Annotated in this window: 16 protein-coding genes and 2 pseudogenes; 13 read left to right on the plus strand and 5 right to left on the minus strand. The window is 68.9% G+C overall.

Translation table 11 applies throughout. The annotated features are described in order from the left end of the window. The first annotated feature begins 47 nt into the window (after positions 1-47). The 5 genes from Q0V34_RS13310 to Q0V34_RS13330 all read left to right on the plus strand — a co-directional run bounded on the left by Q0V34_RS13310 (position 48) and on the right by Q0V34_RS13330 (position 4,064). On the plus strand, positions 48-371 hold the full coding sequence (locus Q0V34_RS13310; protein WP_297512662.1) for a hypothetical protein: 324 nt from the start codon (positions 48-50) through the stop codon (positions 369-371). Between the two features lie 88 nt (positions 372-459). Continuing rightward, entirely contained in the window at positions 460-1,839 is a 1,380-nt protein-coding gene (locus tag Q0V34_RS13315) for an NAD(P)-binding domain-containing protein (RefSeq protein ID WP_297512664.1), read from the plus strand. Between the two features lie 136 nt (positions 1,840-1,975). Further along, entirely contained in the window at positions 1,976-2,227 is a 252-nt protein-coding gene (locus Q0V34_RS13320; RefSeq protein ID WP_297512666.1) for a DUF2164 domain-containing protein, read from the plus strand. 131 nt (positions 2,228-2,358) lie between these two features. After that, positions 2,359-2,994 carry a TetR/AcrR family transcriptional regulator gene (locus tag Q0V34_RS13325; RefSeq protein WP_297512668.1) on the plus strand — a complete coding sequence of 212 codons (636 nt, stop codon included), beginning with the start codon at positions 2,359-2,361 and terminating at the stop codon, positions 2,992-2,994. 26 nt (positions 2,995-3,020) lie between these two features. Then, positions 3,021-4,064, plus strand: coding sequence for an alpha/beta hydrolase (locus Q0V34_RS13330; RefSeq protein ID WP_297512669.1), 1,044 nt, complete (start codon positions 3,021-3,023; stop codon positions 4,062-4,064). 16 nt (positions 4,065-4,080) lie between these two features. Here Q0V34_RS13330 and Q0V34_RS13335 read toward each other — a convergent pair. Further along, positions 4,081-4,222, minus strand: a pseudogene (locus tag Q0V34_RS13335) (hypothetical protein); the annotation flags it as partial. Here Q0V34_RS13335 and Q0V34_RS13340 point away from each other — a divergent pair. The 6 genes from Q0V34_RS13340 (at position 4,203) to Q0V34_RS13365 (ending at position 9,437) form a co-directional block, all read left to right on the plus strand. Then, complete coding sequence (locus tag Q0V34_RS13340; RefSeq protein WP_297512671.1) at positions 4,203-5,198, plus strand: NADPH:quinone oxidoreductase family protein; 996 nt, start codon at positions 4,203-4,205, stop codon at positions 5,196-5,198. The pseudogene Q0V34_RS13335 and the gene Q0V34_RS13340 sit on opposite strands and share 20 nt — an antisense overlap. 221 nt (positions 5,199-5,419) lie before the next feature. Next, positions 5,420-5,554, plus strand: coding sequence for a 50S ribosomal protein L34 (gene rpmH, locus Q0V34_RS13345; protein ID WP_004622337.1), 135 nt, complete (start codon positions 5,420-5,422; stop codon positions 5,552-5,554). Between the two features lie 92 nt (positions 5,555-5,646). Next, complete coding sequence (gene rnpA / locus Q0V34_RS13350) at positions 5,647-6,084, plus strand: ribonuclease P protein component (protein WP_297512676.1); 438 nt, start codon at positions 5,647-5,649, stop codon at positions 6,082-6,084. 7 nt (positions 6,085-6,091) lie between these two features. Continuing rightward, positions 6,092-7,951: a membrane protein insertase YidC gene (yidC, locus tag Q0V34_RS13355; RefSeq protein WP_297512678.1), complete on the plus strand. Its 1,860-nt coding sequence runs from the start codon at positions 6,092-6,094 to the stop codon at positions 7,949-7,951. Then, positions 7,951-8,613: a ribosome biogenesis GTP-binding protein YihA/YsxC gene (gene yihA, locus Q0V34_RS13360; protein ID WP_297512680.1), complete on the plus strand. Its 663-nt coding sequence runs from the start codon at positions 7,951-7,953 to the stop codon at positions 8,611-8,613. Before yidC ends, yihA begins: the two co-directional genes overlap by 1 nt. 338 nt (positions 8,614-8,951) lie before the next feature. Next, the gene (locus tag Q0V34_RS13365; protein WP_297512682.1) at positions 8,952-9,437 is read left to right on the plus strand and encodes an ASCH/PUA domain-containing protein; all 486 of its coding nucleotides are present in this window, start codon (positions 8,952-8,954) and stop codon (positions 9,435-9,437) included. A 39-nt stretch (positions 9,438-9,476) separates the two neighbouring features. Here the strand turns inward: Q0V34_RS13365 and Q0V34_RS13370 are convergent, their stop codons facing one another. The 4 genes from Q0V34_RS13370 to Q0V34_RS13385 all read right to left on the minus strand — a co-directional run bounded on the left by Q0V34_RS13370 (position 9,477) and on the right by Q0V34_RS13385 (position 12,991). Then, positions 9,477-9,932, minus strand: a complete 456-nt coding sequence (locus tag Q0V34_RS13370) for a chemotaxis protein CheW (protein WP_297512693.1) — start codon at positions 9,930-9,932, stop codon at positions 9,477-9,479. 190 nt (positions 9,933-10,122) lie between these two features. Continuing rightward, a complete protein-coding gene (gene cydX / locus Q0V34_RS13375; protein ID WP_035043223.1) occupies positions 10,123-10,242 on the minus strand; it encodes a cytochrome bd-I oxidase subunit CydX in 120 nt (39 codons plus the stop codon). A gap of 19 nt (positions 10,243-10,261) precedes the next feature. Beyond that, complete coding sequence (gene cydB, locus Q0V34_RS13380; RefSeq protein ID WP_297512685.1) at positions 10,262-11,413, minus strand: cytochrome d ubiquinol oxidase subunit II; 1,152 nt, start codon at positions 11,411-11,413, stop codon at positions 10,262-10,264. 12 nt (positions 11,414-11,425) lie between these two features. Continuing rightward, the gene (locus Q0V34_RS13385; protein WP_297512687.1) at positions 11,426-12,991 is read right to left on the minus strand and encodes a cytochrome ubiquinol oxidase subunit I; all 1,566 of its coding nucleotides are present in this window, start codon (positions 12,989-12,991) and stop codon (positions 11,426-11,428) included. Between the two features lie 123 nt (positions 12,992-13,114). Here Q0V34_RS13385 and cydD point away from each other — a divergent pair, with 123 nt between their 5' ends. After that, positions 13,115-14,737 carry a thiol reductant ABC exporter subunit CydD gene (gene cydD / locus Q0V34_RS13390; RefSeq protein WP_297512689.1) on the plus strand — a complete coding sequence of 541 codons (1,623 nt, stop codon included), beginning with the start codon at positions 13,115-13,117 and terminating at the stop codon, positions 14,735-14,737. A 58-nt stretch (positions 14,738-14,795) separates the two neighbouring features. Then, a pseudogene (locus Q0V34_RS13395) lies at positions 14,796-15,376 on the plus strand (amino acid ABC transporter ATP-binding/permease protein); the annotation flags it as partial.

The raw sequence follows: 15,376 nt of genomic DNA on the forward strand, positions 1-15,376 counted from the left end.
CGATCATGGTTAATCGCGCCTTAACCGCGCAGGCGCATGCTCACGCCATGCGCCGCGCGCTCGCCCTTCTGCTCGTCGCCCTCGCCGCCCCGGCCGCCGCCGCGCCGGCCAAGCCGACGGTGGTCGTCGCCCAGCCGAAGCCGACTTCGATCCCCGCGGCGCCGGTCGAGACGCCCAGCTTCGTGCTGCCCGCCCCGATCCCGCTGGCCAGCGCCCGTCCGGCGGGAGATCAGGCCCAGTGCAAGGCGACCTGCTCCAAGACGCTGTACTTCTGCAATTCGGGCGGCGACGACGACGGCTGCGGCTCCCGCTGGGCCCAGTGCAACGCCTCGTGCTCGGCGACCTATGTCGCCCCTCGGTTCGGCCGCTGAAGGTCTTCCCCCTGACGTAGGGGCGACTTGCCGGCTCGCCTAACGCTGGTACGCTAACCTGAACAACGATAAGTCAGGGATGGGCGGAATGTCGGCGAAACTCCCGAAGGCGTGCGTCATCGGCGCGGGCTGCAGCGGCTTCACCACGATCAAGCGGCTGAAGGACTTCGGCATCCCCTACGACTGCTTCGAGATGTCCGACGAGATCGGCGGCAACTGGTACTACAAGAACCCCAACGGGATGTCGGCCTGCTACGAGAGCCTGCATATCGATACCTCGAAGTGGCGGCTGGCGTTCGAGGACTTTCCCGTGCCGAAGGACTGGCCGGACTTCCCGCACCACGCCCAGCTCTTCCAGTACTTCAAGGACTATGTGGACCATTTCGGCCTGCGGCCGACCATCACCTTCAACACCAAGGTCGAGAGCGCCCGCCGCACCGACGACGGCCTATGGGCGGTGACGCTGTCGAGCGGCGAGACGCGGCTCTATGACGTGCTGTTCGTCTGCAACGGCCACCACTGGGATCCGCGCGTGCCGGAATATCCCGGCGAGTTCGACGGTCCGGCCTTCCACGCCCACGCCTATAGCGACCCGTTCGATCCGGTGGACATGCGCGGCAAGAATGTCGTGGTCGTCGGCATGGGCAATTCGGCCATGGACATCGCCAGCGAGCTCTCGCAGCGGCCGATCGCCAAGAACCTCTGGGTCTCGGCCCGGCGCGGGGTCTGGGTGTTTCCGAAATATCTGAACGGCAGACCGGCCGACAAGTCGGCCATGCCCGCCTGGATGCCCAAGGGCCTGGGCCTGTCGCTGGCCCGCGCGACGATCAAGAAGACGATCGGCCGGATGGAGGACTACGGCCTGCCCAAGCCCGACCACGAGCCGCTGGAGGCCCATCCCTCGGTCTCCGGCGAGTTCCTGACCCGCGCGGGCTGCGGCGACATCAAGTTCAAGCCGGCGATCAAGGCGCTGGAAGGCAAGCGCGTCCGCTTCGCCGACGACAGCGTCGAGGAGGTCGACGCCATCGTCTTCGCCACCGGCTACAAGATCAGCTTCCCGTTCTTCGACGACCCGGACCTCAAGCCCGACGCCGAGCACCGCTTTCCGCTGTTCAAGCGGATGGTCAAGCCGGGGATCCCGAACCTTTTCTTCATGGGCCTGGCCCAGCCGCTGCCGACCCTGGTCAACTTCGCCGAACAGCAGGCCAAGCTGGCGGCGGCCTATCTGGCGGGCCGCTACGCCCTGCCCTCGACGGCCGAGATGGCGCGGATCATCGCCAAGGACGAGGAGCGCCATACCGGCCAGTTCTACGCCTCGGCCCGCCACACCATCCAGGTCGACTTCAACGTCTATTGCGCCGACCTGAAGAAGGAGATCGCCAAGGGCGAGGCGCGCGCGCGAAGCCAGGGCGGGACCTTGCCGGTGGCGGCGCGGGCGACGCTCGGACGCGCCGCGGCGGAAGCCTGAAGCCCTTCCCCCTTGGATGGGGGAAGGGTTTGGGATGGGGGTGACATGGGTTCCGAAAGGGGCGAGGTATAGCCACCGCCGCGTCACCCCCATCCCCGGCCCTTCCCCCATCGAGGGGGAAGGGAGAAAGCCTGTCATGCCCAAGATCACCTTCGACAAGGACACCCGCGCCAAGCTGGTCGGCGGGCTCTCGCGCTATCTGAAGGACGAGCTCGATCTGGAGGTGAAGGGCTTCGACGCCGAGTTCCTGCTGGATTTCATCGGCGAGCGGCTCGGACCCTACTACTACAACCAGGGCCTCCACGACGCCCAGGCGCTGTACCGCGAGAAGCTGGAGGCGATCAGCGAGGTGGTCTACGAGATCGAGCAGCCGGTGAAGGGGCTGTGAGGAGACCCTTTCCCCGATTTCCCCGGCATTCGCCGGGGAGACCGAGGAGCAACAACCCTTGCCTCCTACCCCCGGTTAAGTCCACGATCGTGACGGGGCGTCACCATCGCTCCCGCTTCGAGTCGTGTCCCATGTCGAACATCGCCTACTTCCCCAAGCCTCACATCGACCAGCGGCCGGGCAAGCGCGAACGCACCAAGACCGCCAATCGCCAGGCGATCCTGGACGCCGCGCGCGAGGTGTTCGGCGAGCTGGGCTACGACGCCGCCACGGTGCGCGACATCATCCGCCGCACGGGCTTGGCCTCCGGCACCTTCTACAACTACTACAAGTCCAAGGAGGAGGTGTTCGACGCCCTGGCCGACGACGGCGCCCGGCGCTTCCGGCCGCTGCTGCGGGCCGAGTCCGAGAAGGCCACCGACTTCGAGACGTTCCTGCGCGGCGCGATCCTGGCCTATTTCAACTTCGTGGCCGAAGAGCAGGAGGCCTGGCGCCTGGACCGTCCGCCGGGCGAGCAGCTGCCGCACGCGCGCTCGACGCCCGAGGTGGTGGCGGTGTTCGACGAGGTCCGCGAGGCCTTCGCCCGGGTGCTGGCCCACGACAACGCCCCGCCGGTCGACCTCGACTACCTGACCTCGGCCTGTATCGCGATCGCCCGCGAGATCGGCGACAAGATGCTGGACCGGCGGCCGGTCGACACCCAGGGGGCGGCGGACTTCGCGGTCAAGCTGATCCTGGGCGGCGTGCCCGCCCTGCCAAGACTTTAGAACCAACGACAACAAAGGGGGGAACCATGGCCTCGGACGCCACGCAGAAGACCATCCTGAAGCTGATCCTGTCGCTGCCCAGCCCGATCCTGCGCGCCCTGTCCGGCGGCGGGGTCGTCTACAAGGGCGGCCGGACGCTGGACCCGCGCTTCCAGTTCTTCGCTCACGCGGCCAAGAAGCTGCCGCCGATGTCGTCGCTGTCGCCGGCCGAGGCCGTGGCCGGCAGCGCCCGGGGCCTCGCCGCCGTGCAGGGCCCGCTGGAGCCCGGCGTGCGCACCGAGAGCCTGTCGGTCGAGGGGCCGAACGGCCCCATCCCCTGCCGCGCCTACCGGCCCGAGGCGCAGGACAGCGCCGCGCCGCTGATCGTCTACGCCCACATGGGCGGGGGCGTGATCGGCGACCTGGAGACCTGCCACGCCTTCTGTTCGATCCTGGCGCGGATCTGCCGCACGGCGGTGATCTCGGTCGACTACCGCCTGGCGCCCGAGCACAAGTTCCCGGCCGGCCTGGAAGACGTGCTGGCGGCCTATCGCTGGGCGCGCGAGCACGCCACGCGGTTTGGCGCCGCGCCGGTCCCGCCGGCCATCGGCGGCGACAGCATGGGCGGCAACTTCTCGGCCATCGTCGCCCAGGAGATGGCCCGCAAGGGCGAGCCCCAACCGGCCGCGCAGATCCTGATCTATCCGGCCGTCGACGTGGCCAGCGAGACGCCGTCGATGACCACCTATGCCGACGCCTATCCGCTGACGCGCGCGACCATGGACTGGTTCATGGGCCACTATATCGGCGCGGACGCCGACCCGGCCGACCCGCGCCTGTCGCCGGACAAGACGGCGGATCTGACGGGCCTCGCGCCCGCCGTGATCGCCACCGCCGGCTTCGACCCGCTGAACGATCAGGGCGAGGGTTACGCCAAGCGCCTGAAGGCGGCCGGCGTGCCGGTCAGCTATCGCTGCTACGACAGCCTGGCCCACGGCTTCACCGCCTTCACCGGCGCCATTCCCGCGGCCGACGCGGCCTGCCGCGAGATCGCCGGGCTGGTGCGGGAGATGTTCGACCAGCGCGCCTAAATCCCATCCAACCCTTGTCATCCCGGAAAGCCCGCAGGGCTTGTCCGGGACCCAGGGGACACCGCATCAGCACCTGCCCCTGGGTCCCGGCTCTCCGCTTCGCTACGGCCGGGATGACAAGATTTTTTGGGATCTAGGATGAGCACTCCCCCCACCATGCGCGCCCTGGTCGTCGAGACCCTCGCGCCCGACTTCGCCGGCTGCGCCGTCCGCGAGGTCGCCGCCCCGACGCCCGGTCCCGGCGAGGCGTTGGTCCGCGTGCGCGCGGCCAGCGTCAACTTCCCCGACCTCCTGATGACGCGGGGCGAATACCAGTTCAAACCGCCCCTGCCCTTCACCCCGGGCCTCGACCTCGCCGGCGAGGTCGTGGCGCTGGGCGAGGGCGTCACCGGCCTCGCCATCGGCGATCCGGTCGTCGGCGGGGCGCGGCTAGGCGGGTTCGCCGAGTACGCCGTGCTGTCGGCCGAGGCTCTCAAGCCCAAGCCCGCGCGGCTGTCCTTCGCCGAGGCCGCCGCCTATGGCGCGGCCTACCTGACCGCCTATGTCGCCCTGGTGCGCCGCGCGCGGCTCGAGCCCGGCGAATGGGTGCTGGTCCACGGCGCGGCTGGCGGGGTCGGGCTGGCGGCGGTGGACCTGGCCAAGGCCTTGGGCGCGCGCGTCATCGCCGCCTCGGCCTCGGACGAGAAGCTGGAAGCCGTGAAGGCGCTCTACGCCCCCGACGCCGTCGTCAATGTCACCGGCGGCTTCCGCGAGCAGGTCAAGGCGATCACCGGCGGGCGCGGGGCCGACGTGATCTACGACCCGGTCGGCGGCGACGTGTTCGACGAGAGCGTCCGCTGCATCGCCTTCGACGGCCGGCTGCTGGTGATCGGCTTCACCTCGGGACGGATCCCGACGGTGTCGGTCAACATGCCGCTGATCAAGGGCTTCTCGGTGATGGGCGTGCGGGCCGGCGAGTATGGCCGGCAGTTTCCGGACAAGGGCCGCGAGAACGCCGAGGCGGTGTGGCGGATGGCGGACGAAGGCGTGATCCGGCCACACGTCCACGCCGAGCTGCCGCTCGACCGCTGGCGCGAAGCCTTCGACCTGCTGAGCCAGCGCAAGGTGGTGGGCAAGGCGGTGATTGCGCCTTGAGGCCCCTCCACCGGTCTTCCCCGCGAAAGCGGGGATCCAAGCCGAGTTGATCGTTCCGCCGTGCTTTCTGGTCCGGCCCTGCTTGGATCCCCGCCTTCGCGGGGAAGGTCGGAACCTGGGCGACTCAGGTTGACATCCCGCGCCCGTTCTTTTATCCACCGCGCCTCACTCGCGGGGCTCATGGCTTCGCGTTCAACGTTTTTGCATTTCGGAGCCACGTCGTGAAGCGCACCTTCCAGCCGTCGAAGCTCGTGCGTGCCCGTCGTCACGGCTACCGCGCGCGCATGGCCACCAAGAACGGCCAAAAGGTCGTCGCGCGTCGCCGCGCCAAGGGCCGCAAGCGCCTGACCGCCTAATTCTCTTCCTCCTTCGGGAGGCAAGACGATGATCAAAGCCGCCTTTTCCCCAGACCTGGTCTCAGGTTCTCGCCGGAAAGGCGGCTTTTTTCATGGCTGAGGCTCTGAAGTTCGAACGCCTGCGCAAGCGCGCCGACTTCCTGCTGGCGGCCAAGGCCCCGGCCCTGTCGCGCGGCGCGGTGTTCATCCAGATGCGCCGCCGCGCCGACGAGGATCCCACGGTGCGGGTGGGCTTCACCGCCACCAAGAAGATCGGCGGCGCCGTCGATCGCAACCGCGCCAAGCGCCGCCTGCGCGAGGCCGCCCGTCTGGTCCTGCCCCTTCATGCGCGGCCCTCGCACGACTATGTGTTCATCGCGCGGGGCGGAACGACCACGCGCGAATGGGGGCGTTTGCTTGACGACGTCAAAACCGCGCTGATAAGCCTCGCCGCCGAGCACGATCGGGCGGGGCCGAAAAACCCGCAGCCGTCGTCCGGCGCCCAGACCGCCGCCTCTTCCCAACAACCCGATCCCAGAGTTTCCGGTTAGCGCTCCAATGCAGAACGACAACAAAAACACGCTGGCGTTCATCGCTTGCGCGTTCGTGATCCTGATCGGGTACCAGGTGCTGTGGGCCGGTCCGCAACAGCGCAAGGTCGAGGCCGAGATCCGGGCCAAGAAGATCGCCCAGCAGCAGGTCGCCGCCCAGAAGGGCGTGACCCTGGACGCCAACGGCAACCCCGCGCCCCTGCGCCTGTCGCGCGACGCGGCCAAGGCCCAGAGCCCGCGCATCCCGGTCGACACCCCGGCCCTGCAAGGCTCGATCGCGCTGAAGGGCGGCCGCATCGACGATCTGTTCCTGCGCAAATACGCCGAGACCACCAACAAGAACTCGCCCCCGGTCGAGCTCTTCCGCCCCGAGGGCGCCGAGCACGCCTGGTTCGCCGAGTTCGGCTGGAACGGCCTGAACCTGCCGGGCCTGCCCGACAGCCGCACGGTCTGGACCGCCGCGCCCGGGCAGGTGCTGCGCCCGAACTCGCCGGTCACCCTCACCTATGACAACGGCCAGGGCCTGGTCTTCACCCGCGTCATCGCCGTCGACGACCAGGCGATGTTCTCGGTCACCGACAGCGTCAAGAACAACGGGACCAGCGCCTTCCAGCTGGCCCCCTACGCCCGCGTTCAGCGTCAAGGCATCACCGACCACCTGGGCAAGACCCAGATCGTCCACGAAGGCGCCATCGGCGTCCTCGGCGCCGGCGACAAGCAAGAGCTGAAGCAGTCGAAGTACGGCAAGTGGAAGAAGGATCACCCGACCGAAAGCTTCGACTCGGTCGGCGGCTGGGCGGGCATCACCGACAAATACTGGCTGGCGGCCCTGGTCCCGGGCCAGGACCAGACCATCAAGGCCCAGTACCTGTTCACCAATGTCGCGGGCGTCGACATCTATGACGTCAACTTCGTCGGTCCGACCCAGGCCCTGAATCCGGGCGCCACCCTGACCCAGAAGACGCGCCTGTTCGCTGGCGCCAAGACCGTGCCGCTGCTGCGCAAGTACGAGTTCGGCGCGACCCCGGCCCCGGCGATCTGGGAGTTCTGGAACAATCCGAAGGCCGAGATCCCGCGCTTCGACTGGGCCGTCGACTGGGGCATCTTCAGCTTCTTCACGCGCCCGATCTTCAATATCCTGGAGATCTTCTACAAGCTGGTCGGCAACTTCGGCCTGGCCATCATGCTGCTGACCGTCGTGCTCAAGCTCGCCCTCTATCCGATGGCCGACAAGAGCTACGAGAGCATGGCCAAGATGAAGAAGATCGCCCCCGAGGTCGAGAAGCTGAAGGCCAAGCACAAGGACGATCCGGCCAAGCAGCAGCAGGAGATGATGGCGCTGTACGCCAAGGAGAAGATCAACCCGATGATGGGCTGCCTGCCCATGTTGATCCAGATCCCGGTCTTCTACTCGCTGTACAAGGTGCTGACCGTCACCATCGAAATGCGCCACGCGCCGTTCTTCGGCTGGATCCAGGACCTGTCCTCGCGCGACCCGTCGACGGTGTTCACGCTCTTTGGCCTGATCCACTGGAACCCGGCGACCGCGCCGTTCATCGGCGGCTTCCTGGACGGTCCTTTGCACATCGGCGTGTGGCCGCTGCTGTACGGCTTCACCATGTGGCTGACCACGGCGATGAACCCGCCGGCGGGCGACCCGATGCAGCAGCGCATCTTCCAGTTCTTCCCGGTGATCTTCACCTTCACCCTGTCGCAGTTCGCGGTGGGCCTGGTGATCTACTGGTGCTGGAGCAACGTGCTGACCATCGTCCAGCAGTACGTGATGATGCGCCGCTACAAGGTCGAGAACCCGATCGACCGCATCATCGCGCGCCTGCGAGGCAAGACCGTAAGCGCGACGACGTGATGAGCGACGAGGTCCTGTTCACCCCCCAAGAGTTTTCTGACGAGGAGATCGAGCGGGCGCGGGTGTTCTTCGCCCAGCCCGTGGCCTTCGTGATGGGCGCGGTGCGGATGGACGCCATGCCGTCCGCGGACCTGCCCGAGGTGGCCTTCGCCGGCCGCTCGAACGTCGGCAAGTCCAGCCTGATCAACGGCCTGGTGAACCAGAAGTACCTGGCCCGCGCCTCGAACGAGCCGGGCCGCACGCGGGAGATCAACTTCTTCCTGCTGGCCGAGCGCGTGCGCCTGGTCGACCTGCCCGGCTACGGCTTCGCCCGCGTCTCGCGCTCGGTCGCCGACAAGTTCCAGGACCTCGGCCGGGCCTATCTGCGCGGCCGGCCGAACCTGAAGCGGGTCTATGTGCTGATCGACGCCCGCCACGGCCTGAAGACGGTCGATCTGGAGGCGCTGGACGCGCTCGATGTCGCCGCCGTCAGCTACCAGATCGTCCTGACCAAGGCCGACAAGATCAAGCCGGCCGAGGTCGACAAGGTGGTGGCCGAGACCCAGAAGGCGATCGCCAAGCGCCCGGCGGCCTTCCCGCGCGTGCTGGCCACCTCGTCCGAGAAGGGCCTGGGCATGCCCGAGCTGCGCGCCGAGATCGTGCGGCTGTGTATCGACGCGTGATCCCTTAACCCGATTTCCCCGGCGAATGCCGGGGCCCAGATCCATCCGGAGAGGTTTGGGTGGTCGCGCCCAGAGCGTTACCCATCTTCATCGGCTCGTGGGTTCGATCTGGGCCCCGGCATTCGCCGGGGAAATCGGTTGTTGGGGATATGTTTGAGCTGTTAACCCCGCGCTAGAGCCTCGCGCGTCAAAACGGAATCGTTTTGACGCGAAAACGAGGCTCTAAATCAAAGACTTAGAGCGTGACTTGCGCCGAAACCGGTTCCCACTTTCGGCGTCACGCTCTAGGGTACGACCGCCAGAACCCCGCCTCTCCCTCACCAAGATCGAAGCCCCCCATGAACCGCCACGAGCTGAAGACCTGGCCCAAATATTTCGCCGCCGTGCGGTCGGGCCAGAAGCGCTTCGAGATCCGCCGCAACGACCGCGACTTCGCCGTGGGCGACATCCTCGTCTTGCGCGAGTTCGACCCGGCGAGCGACACCTATACCGGCCAGTCCGAGGAGCGGCAGATCACCTTCCTGCTGTCGGAGGAGGACTATGGCGGCGTGATCCACGGCTTCGTGGCGATCGGCTTCGGCGACGTCATGACCCATCCCAGCGCGCCGGCCGAGGGCGCCCTGACCGCCGAGGACCTGGCGAGCTGGCACGAGACGGCCGCCGCCAACGCCTCGCTGCGCGGCCAGGAGGCCCGGAAGGTCTCGGACGGCTACGCCAGGAGCAAGATGAGCGTCGCGGCCGACCGCCACGGCGCGGTCGCCGACGCCGCCGAGGCCGAAGCCAGCTTCCACGCCCAGGCGGCGCGGATCGTGCGCAAGGGTTAAAGGGCAGCTTCTCTCCTCCCCTCTTGGGGGAGGAGAATGTTAAGCCGCTTCGCTGACGTGGGCCGGGAAGACGTCGTCCATGCGCAGATAGGTGATCAGGCGGTTTTCCATCGAGATGATCGCCTGGATGTAGCGCAGTTCCTCGACGCCCACGTCCGGGGCCGGCTGCAGGCTCTCGCGCGGCACGGTGAAGGTCTCCGACACGGCGTCGACCAGGATGCCGGCCAGGCGGTCCTGGCACTCGACGACGACGATCACGTGGCGGGTCTCGGGAATGGTGACGCCCAGGCCCAGGCGGTTGCGCAGGTCGATCACCGGCATGATCGCGCCGCGCAGGTTGATGACGCCGCGCATATAGGGGGGCGCGTGCGGGATCGGCGTGGCGGGCGTCCAGCCGCGGATCTCGCGGACGGTCTTCACGTCGATGCAGAACTCCTGCTCGCCGATGCAGAACGAGATCAGCTCCAGAGCGGGCGCGGCGTTGTCGGTCATCACGATATCCCCGGATCGAATGGTCTGGCCCGGAGCGGCGGACGACGCGCTCTCGAGCTTCATGCCAGAAAAGCCCGCGTCGCCTTTAGTAAGCGTTAAGACTGACGAGATCCGCGCGCGCCGGAATGTCGCGGGCGGCGAAAACCGGGCGTCCCGGACGGCCTCTCCGAGGTTTCCGGGACGACGCGGGGATCTACGGCTCCGATAGGCCCTCGTCGCCGTCATCCGATAGGTTGAACTCGTACCAGACGCCGTTCAGCACGCCGAAGGCGACCGCCAGGCCAAGGCCGAGGATCCAGGTGAAATACCACATCGGGTCGGTCTCCTTCGGATCAGTAGAGGTCGGGGTTGGTGAGCAGCGCGCCGGTGGTGCTCTTGCCCCACAGCACCTTGTAGACCCAGGCGGTGTAGAGCAGCACCAGCGGCAGGAAGACCACCGTCACCACCAGCATGACGAACAGGGTCAGGTGGGTCGACGAGGCGTTCCACACCGTCAGACTGGAGCGCGGGTCGACGCTGCTGGGCAGGATGAACGGGAACATCGACAGGCCGACGGTGGCGACGATGCCGATCGCCGAGGCCGAGGAGCCGCCGAACGCCGCCCAGGCCTTGTTCCAGCGCATGCCGGCCAGGGCCAGGGCCGCGCCGGCGAAGCCCAGCACCGGGCCCAGCAGCATCCAGCCGTGGCGGCCATAATTGTCGAGCCAGGCGCCGGGCGCGCGCACGGCCGCCGCGCCGCGCAGCGGGTTGGACGGCCCCGCCGCGTCGGCAAGGCCCTCGATCCGGAAGCCGAGACCGCCGAACGCCACCCAGAAGCCGCCCGCCGCGAACAGCACGATGCTGGCCAGGCCCGCGATCTCGCCGATCCGGCGGGCGCGCTCGGTGACCGGCCCGTCCTCGGCCTTGATGGTCAGCCAGGCCGCCCCGTGCAGCACCAGCATCGACACCGACAAGAGGCCGCACAGCAGGGCGAACGGCGAGAAGAGGCCCAGGAACGAGCCGTCATAGAAGGCGCGCAGGTCGCTGTTCAGGCGGAACGGCGCGCCCTGCAGCACATTGCCGATGGCCACGCCGAAGCACAGCACCGGCACGAAGCCGCCGACGAACAGGCTCCAGTCCCAGAACGCGCGCCACCGGGGATGGGCGCGCTTGGAGCGGTACTTGAAGCTGACCGGCCGCAGGATCATCGCCGCCAGCACGACGAACAGCGCCAGATAGAAGCCCGAGAAGCTGATGGCGTAGACGAACGGCCAGGCCGCGAAGATCGCGCCGCCGCCCAGGATGAACCACACCTGGTTGCCTTCCCAGGTGGCGCCGACGGTGTTGATCACCATGCGCCGCTCGGCGTCGTCCTTGGCCACGAAGGGCAGGAGGGCGCCGACGCCCATGTCGAAGCCGTCGGTCAGGGCGAAGCCGATCAGCAGCACGCCGACCAGGGCCCACCAGATGACGCGCAGCGTGGCGAAGTCGATGGGGAGTTCCATGACGGTGTCTCCTTAGGCCGCGATCGGTTCGGGTTCGGCCGGTTCGCCGAGGGCGACGGGCTCATGCGTCGCGAACGGCCCCCGCTTGATGGTCTTCAGGATCAGGCCGATCTCGACCACCGCCAGGGCGCCGTACAGCAGGGTGAAGACCGCGATGCTGGTCAGCAGCTGCGGCACGGTCAGGCTGGACGCGCCCAGGAAGGTGGGCAGCACGCCGTCCACCGCCCAGGGCTGGCGGCCGACCTCGGCCAGCACCCAGCCCAGCTCCGTCGAGATCCACGGCAGCGGGATGGCGGCGACGGCCAGCACCAGGAACCACTTGCTGTCGTGCTTGCGCAGGGTGACCAGGGTGAAGGCGGTGGCGAACAGCAGGATCATCAGCACCCCGATCCCGGCCATGATCCGGAAGGCCCAGAACATCACCGGCACGTTGGGCACCGCGTCCCAGGCGGTCTTCTTGATCAGCTCGGGCGAGGCCTGGCGGGGATCGGCGACATAGCGCTTCAGGAGCAGGGCATAGCCGAGGTCGCGGCGGTGCTGCTCGAAGGTGGCGCGGGCGGTCAGATCATTCGGATTGACCTTCAGCGCCTCGACCGCGCCATAGGCGACGATTCCGCTCTCGATCCGGTCCTGCGCCTTGGCCACCAGCTGGAAGATCCCCTCGACGGGGCGGTCGAAGCTGCGCGTGGCGATCAGGCCCAGCACGTAGGGGATCTTGACCTCGTAGTGGGTCTGGCGCGTCTTCAGGTCGGGAATGCCGAAGGCCGTCAGGCCGGCCGGCGCGGGCTCGGTGTTCCACATGGCCTCGAGCGCGGCCAGCTTCATTTTCTGGTTGTCGGTCAGGGTGTAGCCGCTCTCGTCGCCCAGCACGACGACCGACAGCGACGAGGCCAGGCCGAACGCGGCGGCCACGGTCATCGACCGCTTGGCGACGCCGACATACTTGCCCTTCAGCAGGTACCAGGCCGAGACGCCCAGCACGAACACGGCGGCGATCACATAGCCGGCGCTGACCGTGTGCACGAACTTGGCCTGTGCCACCGGGTTGAACAGCACGTCGCGGAAGCTGGTCACCTCCATGCGCATGGTGTCGGGATTGAAGGCCGCGCCCATCGGGTTCTGCATCCAGCCGTTGGCGACCAGGATCCACAGGGCCGACAGGTTGGTGCCCAGGGCCGTCATGAAGGTGACGAAGAGGTGGGTGACGGGCTTGAGCTTGTCCCAGCCGAAGAACATCAGGCCGACGAAGGTGGCCTCCAGGAAGAAGGCCATCAGGCCCTCGATCGCCAGCGGCGCGCCGAAGATGTCGCCGACATAGTGCGAGTAGTAGGACCAGTTCATGCCGAACTGGAATTCCATGGTGATCCCGGTGGCCACGCCGAGCGCGAAGTTGATGCCGAACAGCGTTCCCCAGAACCGCGTGACCGTGCGCCAGATCGGACGCTTGGTCATCACATAGATGCTCTCCATGATGACCAGCATGAAGCTGAGCCCCAGGGTCAGGGGCACGAACAGGAAGTGGTAGAGAGCGGTGAGCGCGAACTGCAGGCGGGACAGGTCGATGACGGCGGGGTCCATGGACGGCTCCGAGACGAACGGCCGATGATTGCGCCGATCGAGAGCCCTGCCCTAGACCCGGCCAACCGCCCGGTCCTTGATCAAGATCAAGGCTCGCGGGCGGCGACAGCCTACACTCAAGCCATGTCGGGCATAGTACAGTTTGAGCGTATCGCGCGATCCAAGGCGTGGCTAAACCGCGCGGGTCGCCAGGGCGGCGCGGCCGGCGGGCGGGCGCGCGTCCTGGTCTTGCTGGATGGCCTGGCCGCCGTCGGCTTCGCGGCCGGGCTGGCGTTCGGCGTCGACGCGATCGGCCAGCAGCGGGGTCCGTGGGCCCTGGCGTCTTGGCTGCTGCTCGTCGCCGTCTCCGGGCTCGCGCGCGGCGTCTTGGCCAAGCTGGCGCTGGAGGCCGGCGCGCGCGCCGCCGCCGAGGCCAAGGCCGGCGTCCGCGTCGATCTGGCCCGCGCGGTGTTCGGCGGCCCGAGGCGATCGACCGGCGCGGCCGCCACCGCCCTGGTCGAGGGCGTCGAGGCGCTGGACGGCTATGTCGCCCGTTTCCTGCCCGCGCGCCTGTCGGCCGCCGCCCTGCCGCTGGCCCTGATCGCCGTCGCCGCGATCGCCAGCCCGATCTGCTCTGCGATCCAGCTGGCGACCCTCGTCCCGTTCGTGATCGCCATGATCCTGACCGGCACGGCCGCCGCCGCCGAGAGCCGCGCCCAGTTCCAGGCGTTGGAGCGGCTGTCGGGCCTGTTCCTCGACCGCGTCCGGGCCCTGCCGGTGGTGCTGGCCTTCCAGGCCGAAGCAACCACGACCGCCGCGCTCCGGCGCTCGGCGGCCGACCTGGCCGAGCGGACCTTGAAGGTCCTGCGCGTGGCGTTCCTGTCCTCGGCGGCGCTGGAGTTCTTCGCCGCCCTGTCGGTGGCGCTGGTGGCGGTCTATTGCGGCTTCAACCTGCTGCGCCTGCTGCCCTTCCCCGTCCCCGAGCAACTGGACCTGAAGCGCGCCTTCTTCGTCCTGGCCCTGGCGCCGGAGGTCTATGCCCCGCTGCGGCGCCTGGCCGCCGCCTATCACGACCGCCAGGCCGCCGAGGCCGCCGCCGTCCGCCTGGCGACGTTCGAGCCGCCGCCCGCGCGGCCCGCCCCGGCCCCGCTGGCCCAGGCGCCCGCGATCCGCTTCGAGGGCGTCACCGTGCGCTATCCCGACGCCGACGCCCCGACCCTGGAGGGCTTTGATCTCTCCCTCGCGCCCGGAACCGTCACCGCCCTGGTCGGCCCCAGCGGGGCCGGCAAGAGCACGATCCTGAACCTGCTGCTGGACCTGGCGCCGCTCACCGCCGGGCGGGTGCTGGTCGACGGGCAGGCGCCCGACGCCGCCAACATCGCCTGGGCCGGCCAGGCGCCGCTGATCCTGCCCGCCTCGATCGCCGACAACATCGCCCTGTCGCGCCGTGAGGCGACTCGAGCCGAGATCGAGGCGGCGGCCCGGGCCGTCGGCCTGGTCCTCGACCGTCCCGGGGGTCTCGACGCCCTGTTGGACGAGCGCGGCTCGGGGCTCTCCGGCGGCGAGCGGCGGCGGCTCTCCCTGGCCCGCGCCCTGCTCAAGCCCGCCCCGATCCTGCTGCTGGACGAGCCGACCGCCAATCTGGACGCCGCCGCCGAGGCCGAGCTGCTGACCGCGATTCGCGCCGCCGCCCGAGGGCGCACGACCCTGATCGCCACCCATTCCGAGGCCGTCGCCGCCCTGGCCGACCAGGTGGTGCGGTTGTGACCATGTCCGGTCCTCCCACAAGCCCCGTTCCATCGGCTTCTTTCGAGGACGTCGTTTGATGCGCGCCTCGAACTCCCCCCTCGACGCCCTGATCCGCGCCCAGAAGCGCGCGCGCGCCGGCGACCTGCGCCTGGCCATCGCCAGCGCGGTCGTGGTCGGCGCCGCCTCGACCCTGCTGCTCGGCCTGTCGGGCTGGTTCATCGTCGCCAGCGCCGTGGCCGGCGCCGCGGGTCTGGCCGCTGCGCACGCGTTCAACGTCTTGCTGCCCAGCGCCGCGATCCGCCTGCTAGCCATCCTGCGCACCGTCGCCCGCTACGGCGAGCGCTATACCGGCCACGCCGCCGCCCTGCGCGCCCTGGCCGCCATCCGGCCGGCGGTGTTCGAGAGCCTGGCCGCCGCCCCGCCCTCGGAGTCGCTGGCCCTGTCGCGGGGCGAGGCCTCGGCGCGGCTGGTGCAGGACGTCGACGCCGTCGAGACCCGCTTCGTCCGCCTATCGGCCCCGTGGAGCGCGGCGGCGGGCCTGGGCGCCGGCCTTGCCCTGGCGCTGCTCGCCGGCTGGGCGCCGGCGCTCGCGATCCTGGCCGGCGCGGCGGGCGCGATCCTGGCAGCGCGAACGCTCGGCCAGCGCGTCTCGGCGCC

This window comes from uncultured Caulobacter sp. (genome assembly GCF_947036865.1).
In the GTDB taxonomy this organism is placed as follows: domain Bacteria; phylum Pseudomonadota; class Alphaproteobacteria; order Caulobacterales; family Caulobacteraceae; genus Caulobacter.

Excerpts from the sequence above, each read along its gene's own strand:
- Q0V34_RS13310 (WP_297512662.1), top strand. The coding sequence starts at position 48 with ATGCGCCGCGCGCTCGCCCTTCTGCTCGTCGCCCTCGCCGCCCCGGCC.
- Q0V34_RS13315 (WP_297512664.1), top strand. The coding sequence starts at position 460 with ATGTCGGCGAAACTCCCGAAGGCGTGCGTCATCGGCGCGGGCTGCAGC.
- Q0V34_RS13320 (WP_297512666.1), top strand. The coding sequence starts at position 1,976 with ATGCCCAAGATCACCTTCGACAAGGACACCCGCGCCAAGCTGGTCGGC.
- Q0V34_RS13325 (WP_297512668.1), top strand. The coding sequence starts at position 2,359 with ATGTCGAACATCGCCTACTTCCCCAAGCCTCACATCGACCAGCGGCCG.
- Q0V34_RS13330 (WP_297512669.1), top strand. The coding sequence starts at position 3,021 with ATGGCCTCGGACGCCACGCAGAAGACCATCCTGAAGCTGATCCTGTCG.
- Q0V34_RS13340 (WP_297512671.1), top strand. The coding sequence starts at position 4,203 with ATGAGCACTCCCCCCACCATGCGCGCCCTGGTCGTCGAGACCCTCGCG.
- rnpA (WP_297512676.1), top strand. The coding sequence starts at position 5,647 with ATGGCTGAGGCTCTGAAGTTCGAACGCCTGCGCAAGCGCGCCGACTTC.
- yidC (WP_297512678.1), top strand. The coding sequence starts at position 6,092 with ATGCAGAACGACAACAAAAACACGCTGGCGTTCATCGCTTGCGCGTTC.
- yihA (WP_297512680.1), top strand. The coding sequence starts at position 7,951 with ATGAGCGACGAGGTCCTGTTCACCCCCCAAGAGTTTTCTGACGAGGAG.
- Q0V34_RS13365 (WP_297512682.1), top strand. The coding sequence starts at position 8,952 with ATGAACCGCCACGAGCTGAAGACCTGGCCCAAATATTTCGCCGCCGTG.
- cydX (WP_035043223.1), bottom strand. The coding sequence starts at position 10,242 with ATGTGGTATTTCACCTGGATCCTCGGCCTTGGCCTGGCGGTCGCCTTC.
- cydB (WP_297512685.1), bottom strand. The coding sequence starts at position 11,413 with ATGGAACTCCCCATCGACTTCGCCACGCTGCGCGTCATCTGGTGGGCC.
- Q0V34_RS13385 (WP_297512687.1), bottom strand. The coding sequence starts at position 12,991 with ATGGACCCCGCCGTCATCGACCTGTCCCGCCTGCAGTTCGCGCTCACC.
- cydD (WP_297512689.1), top strand. The coding sequence starts at position 13,115 with ATGTCGGGCATAGTACAGTTTGAGCGTATCGCGCGATCCAAGGCGTGG.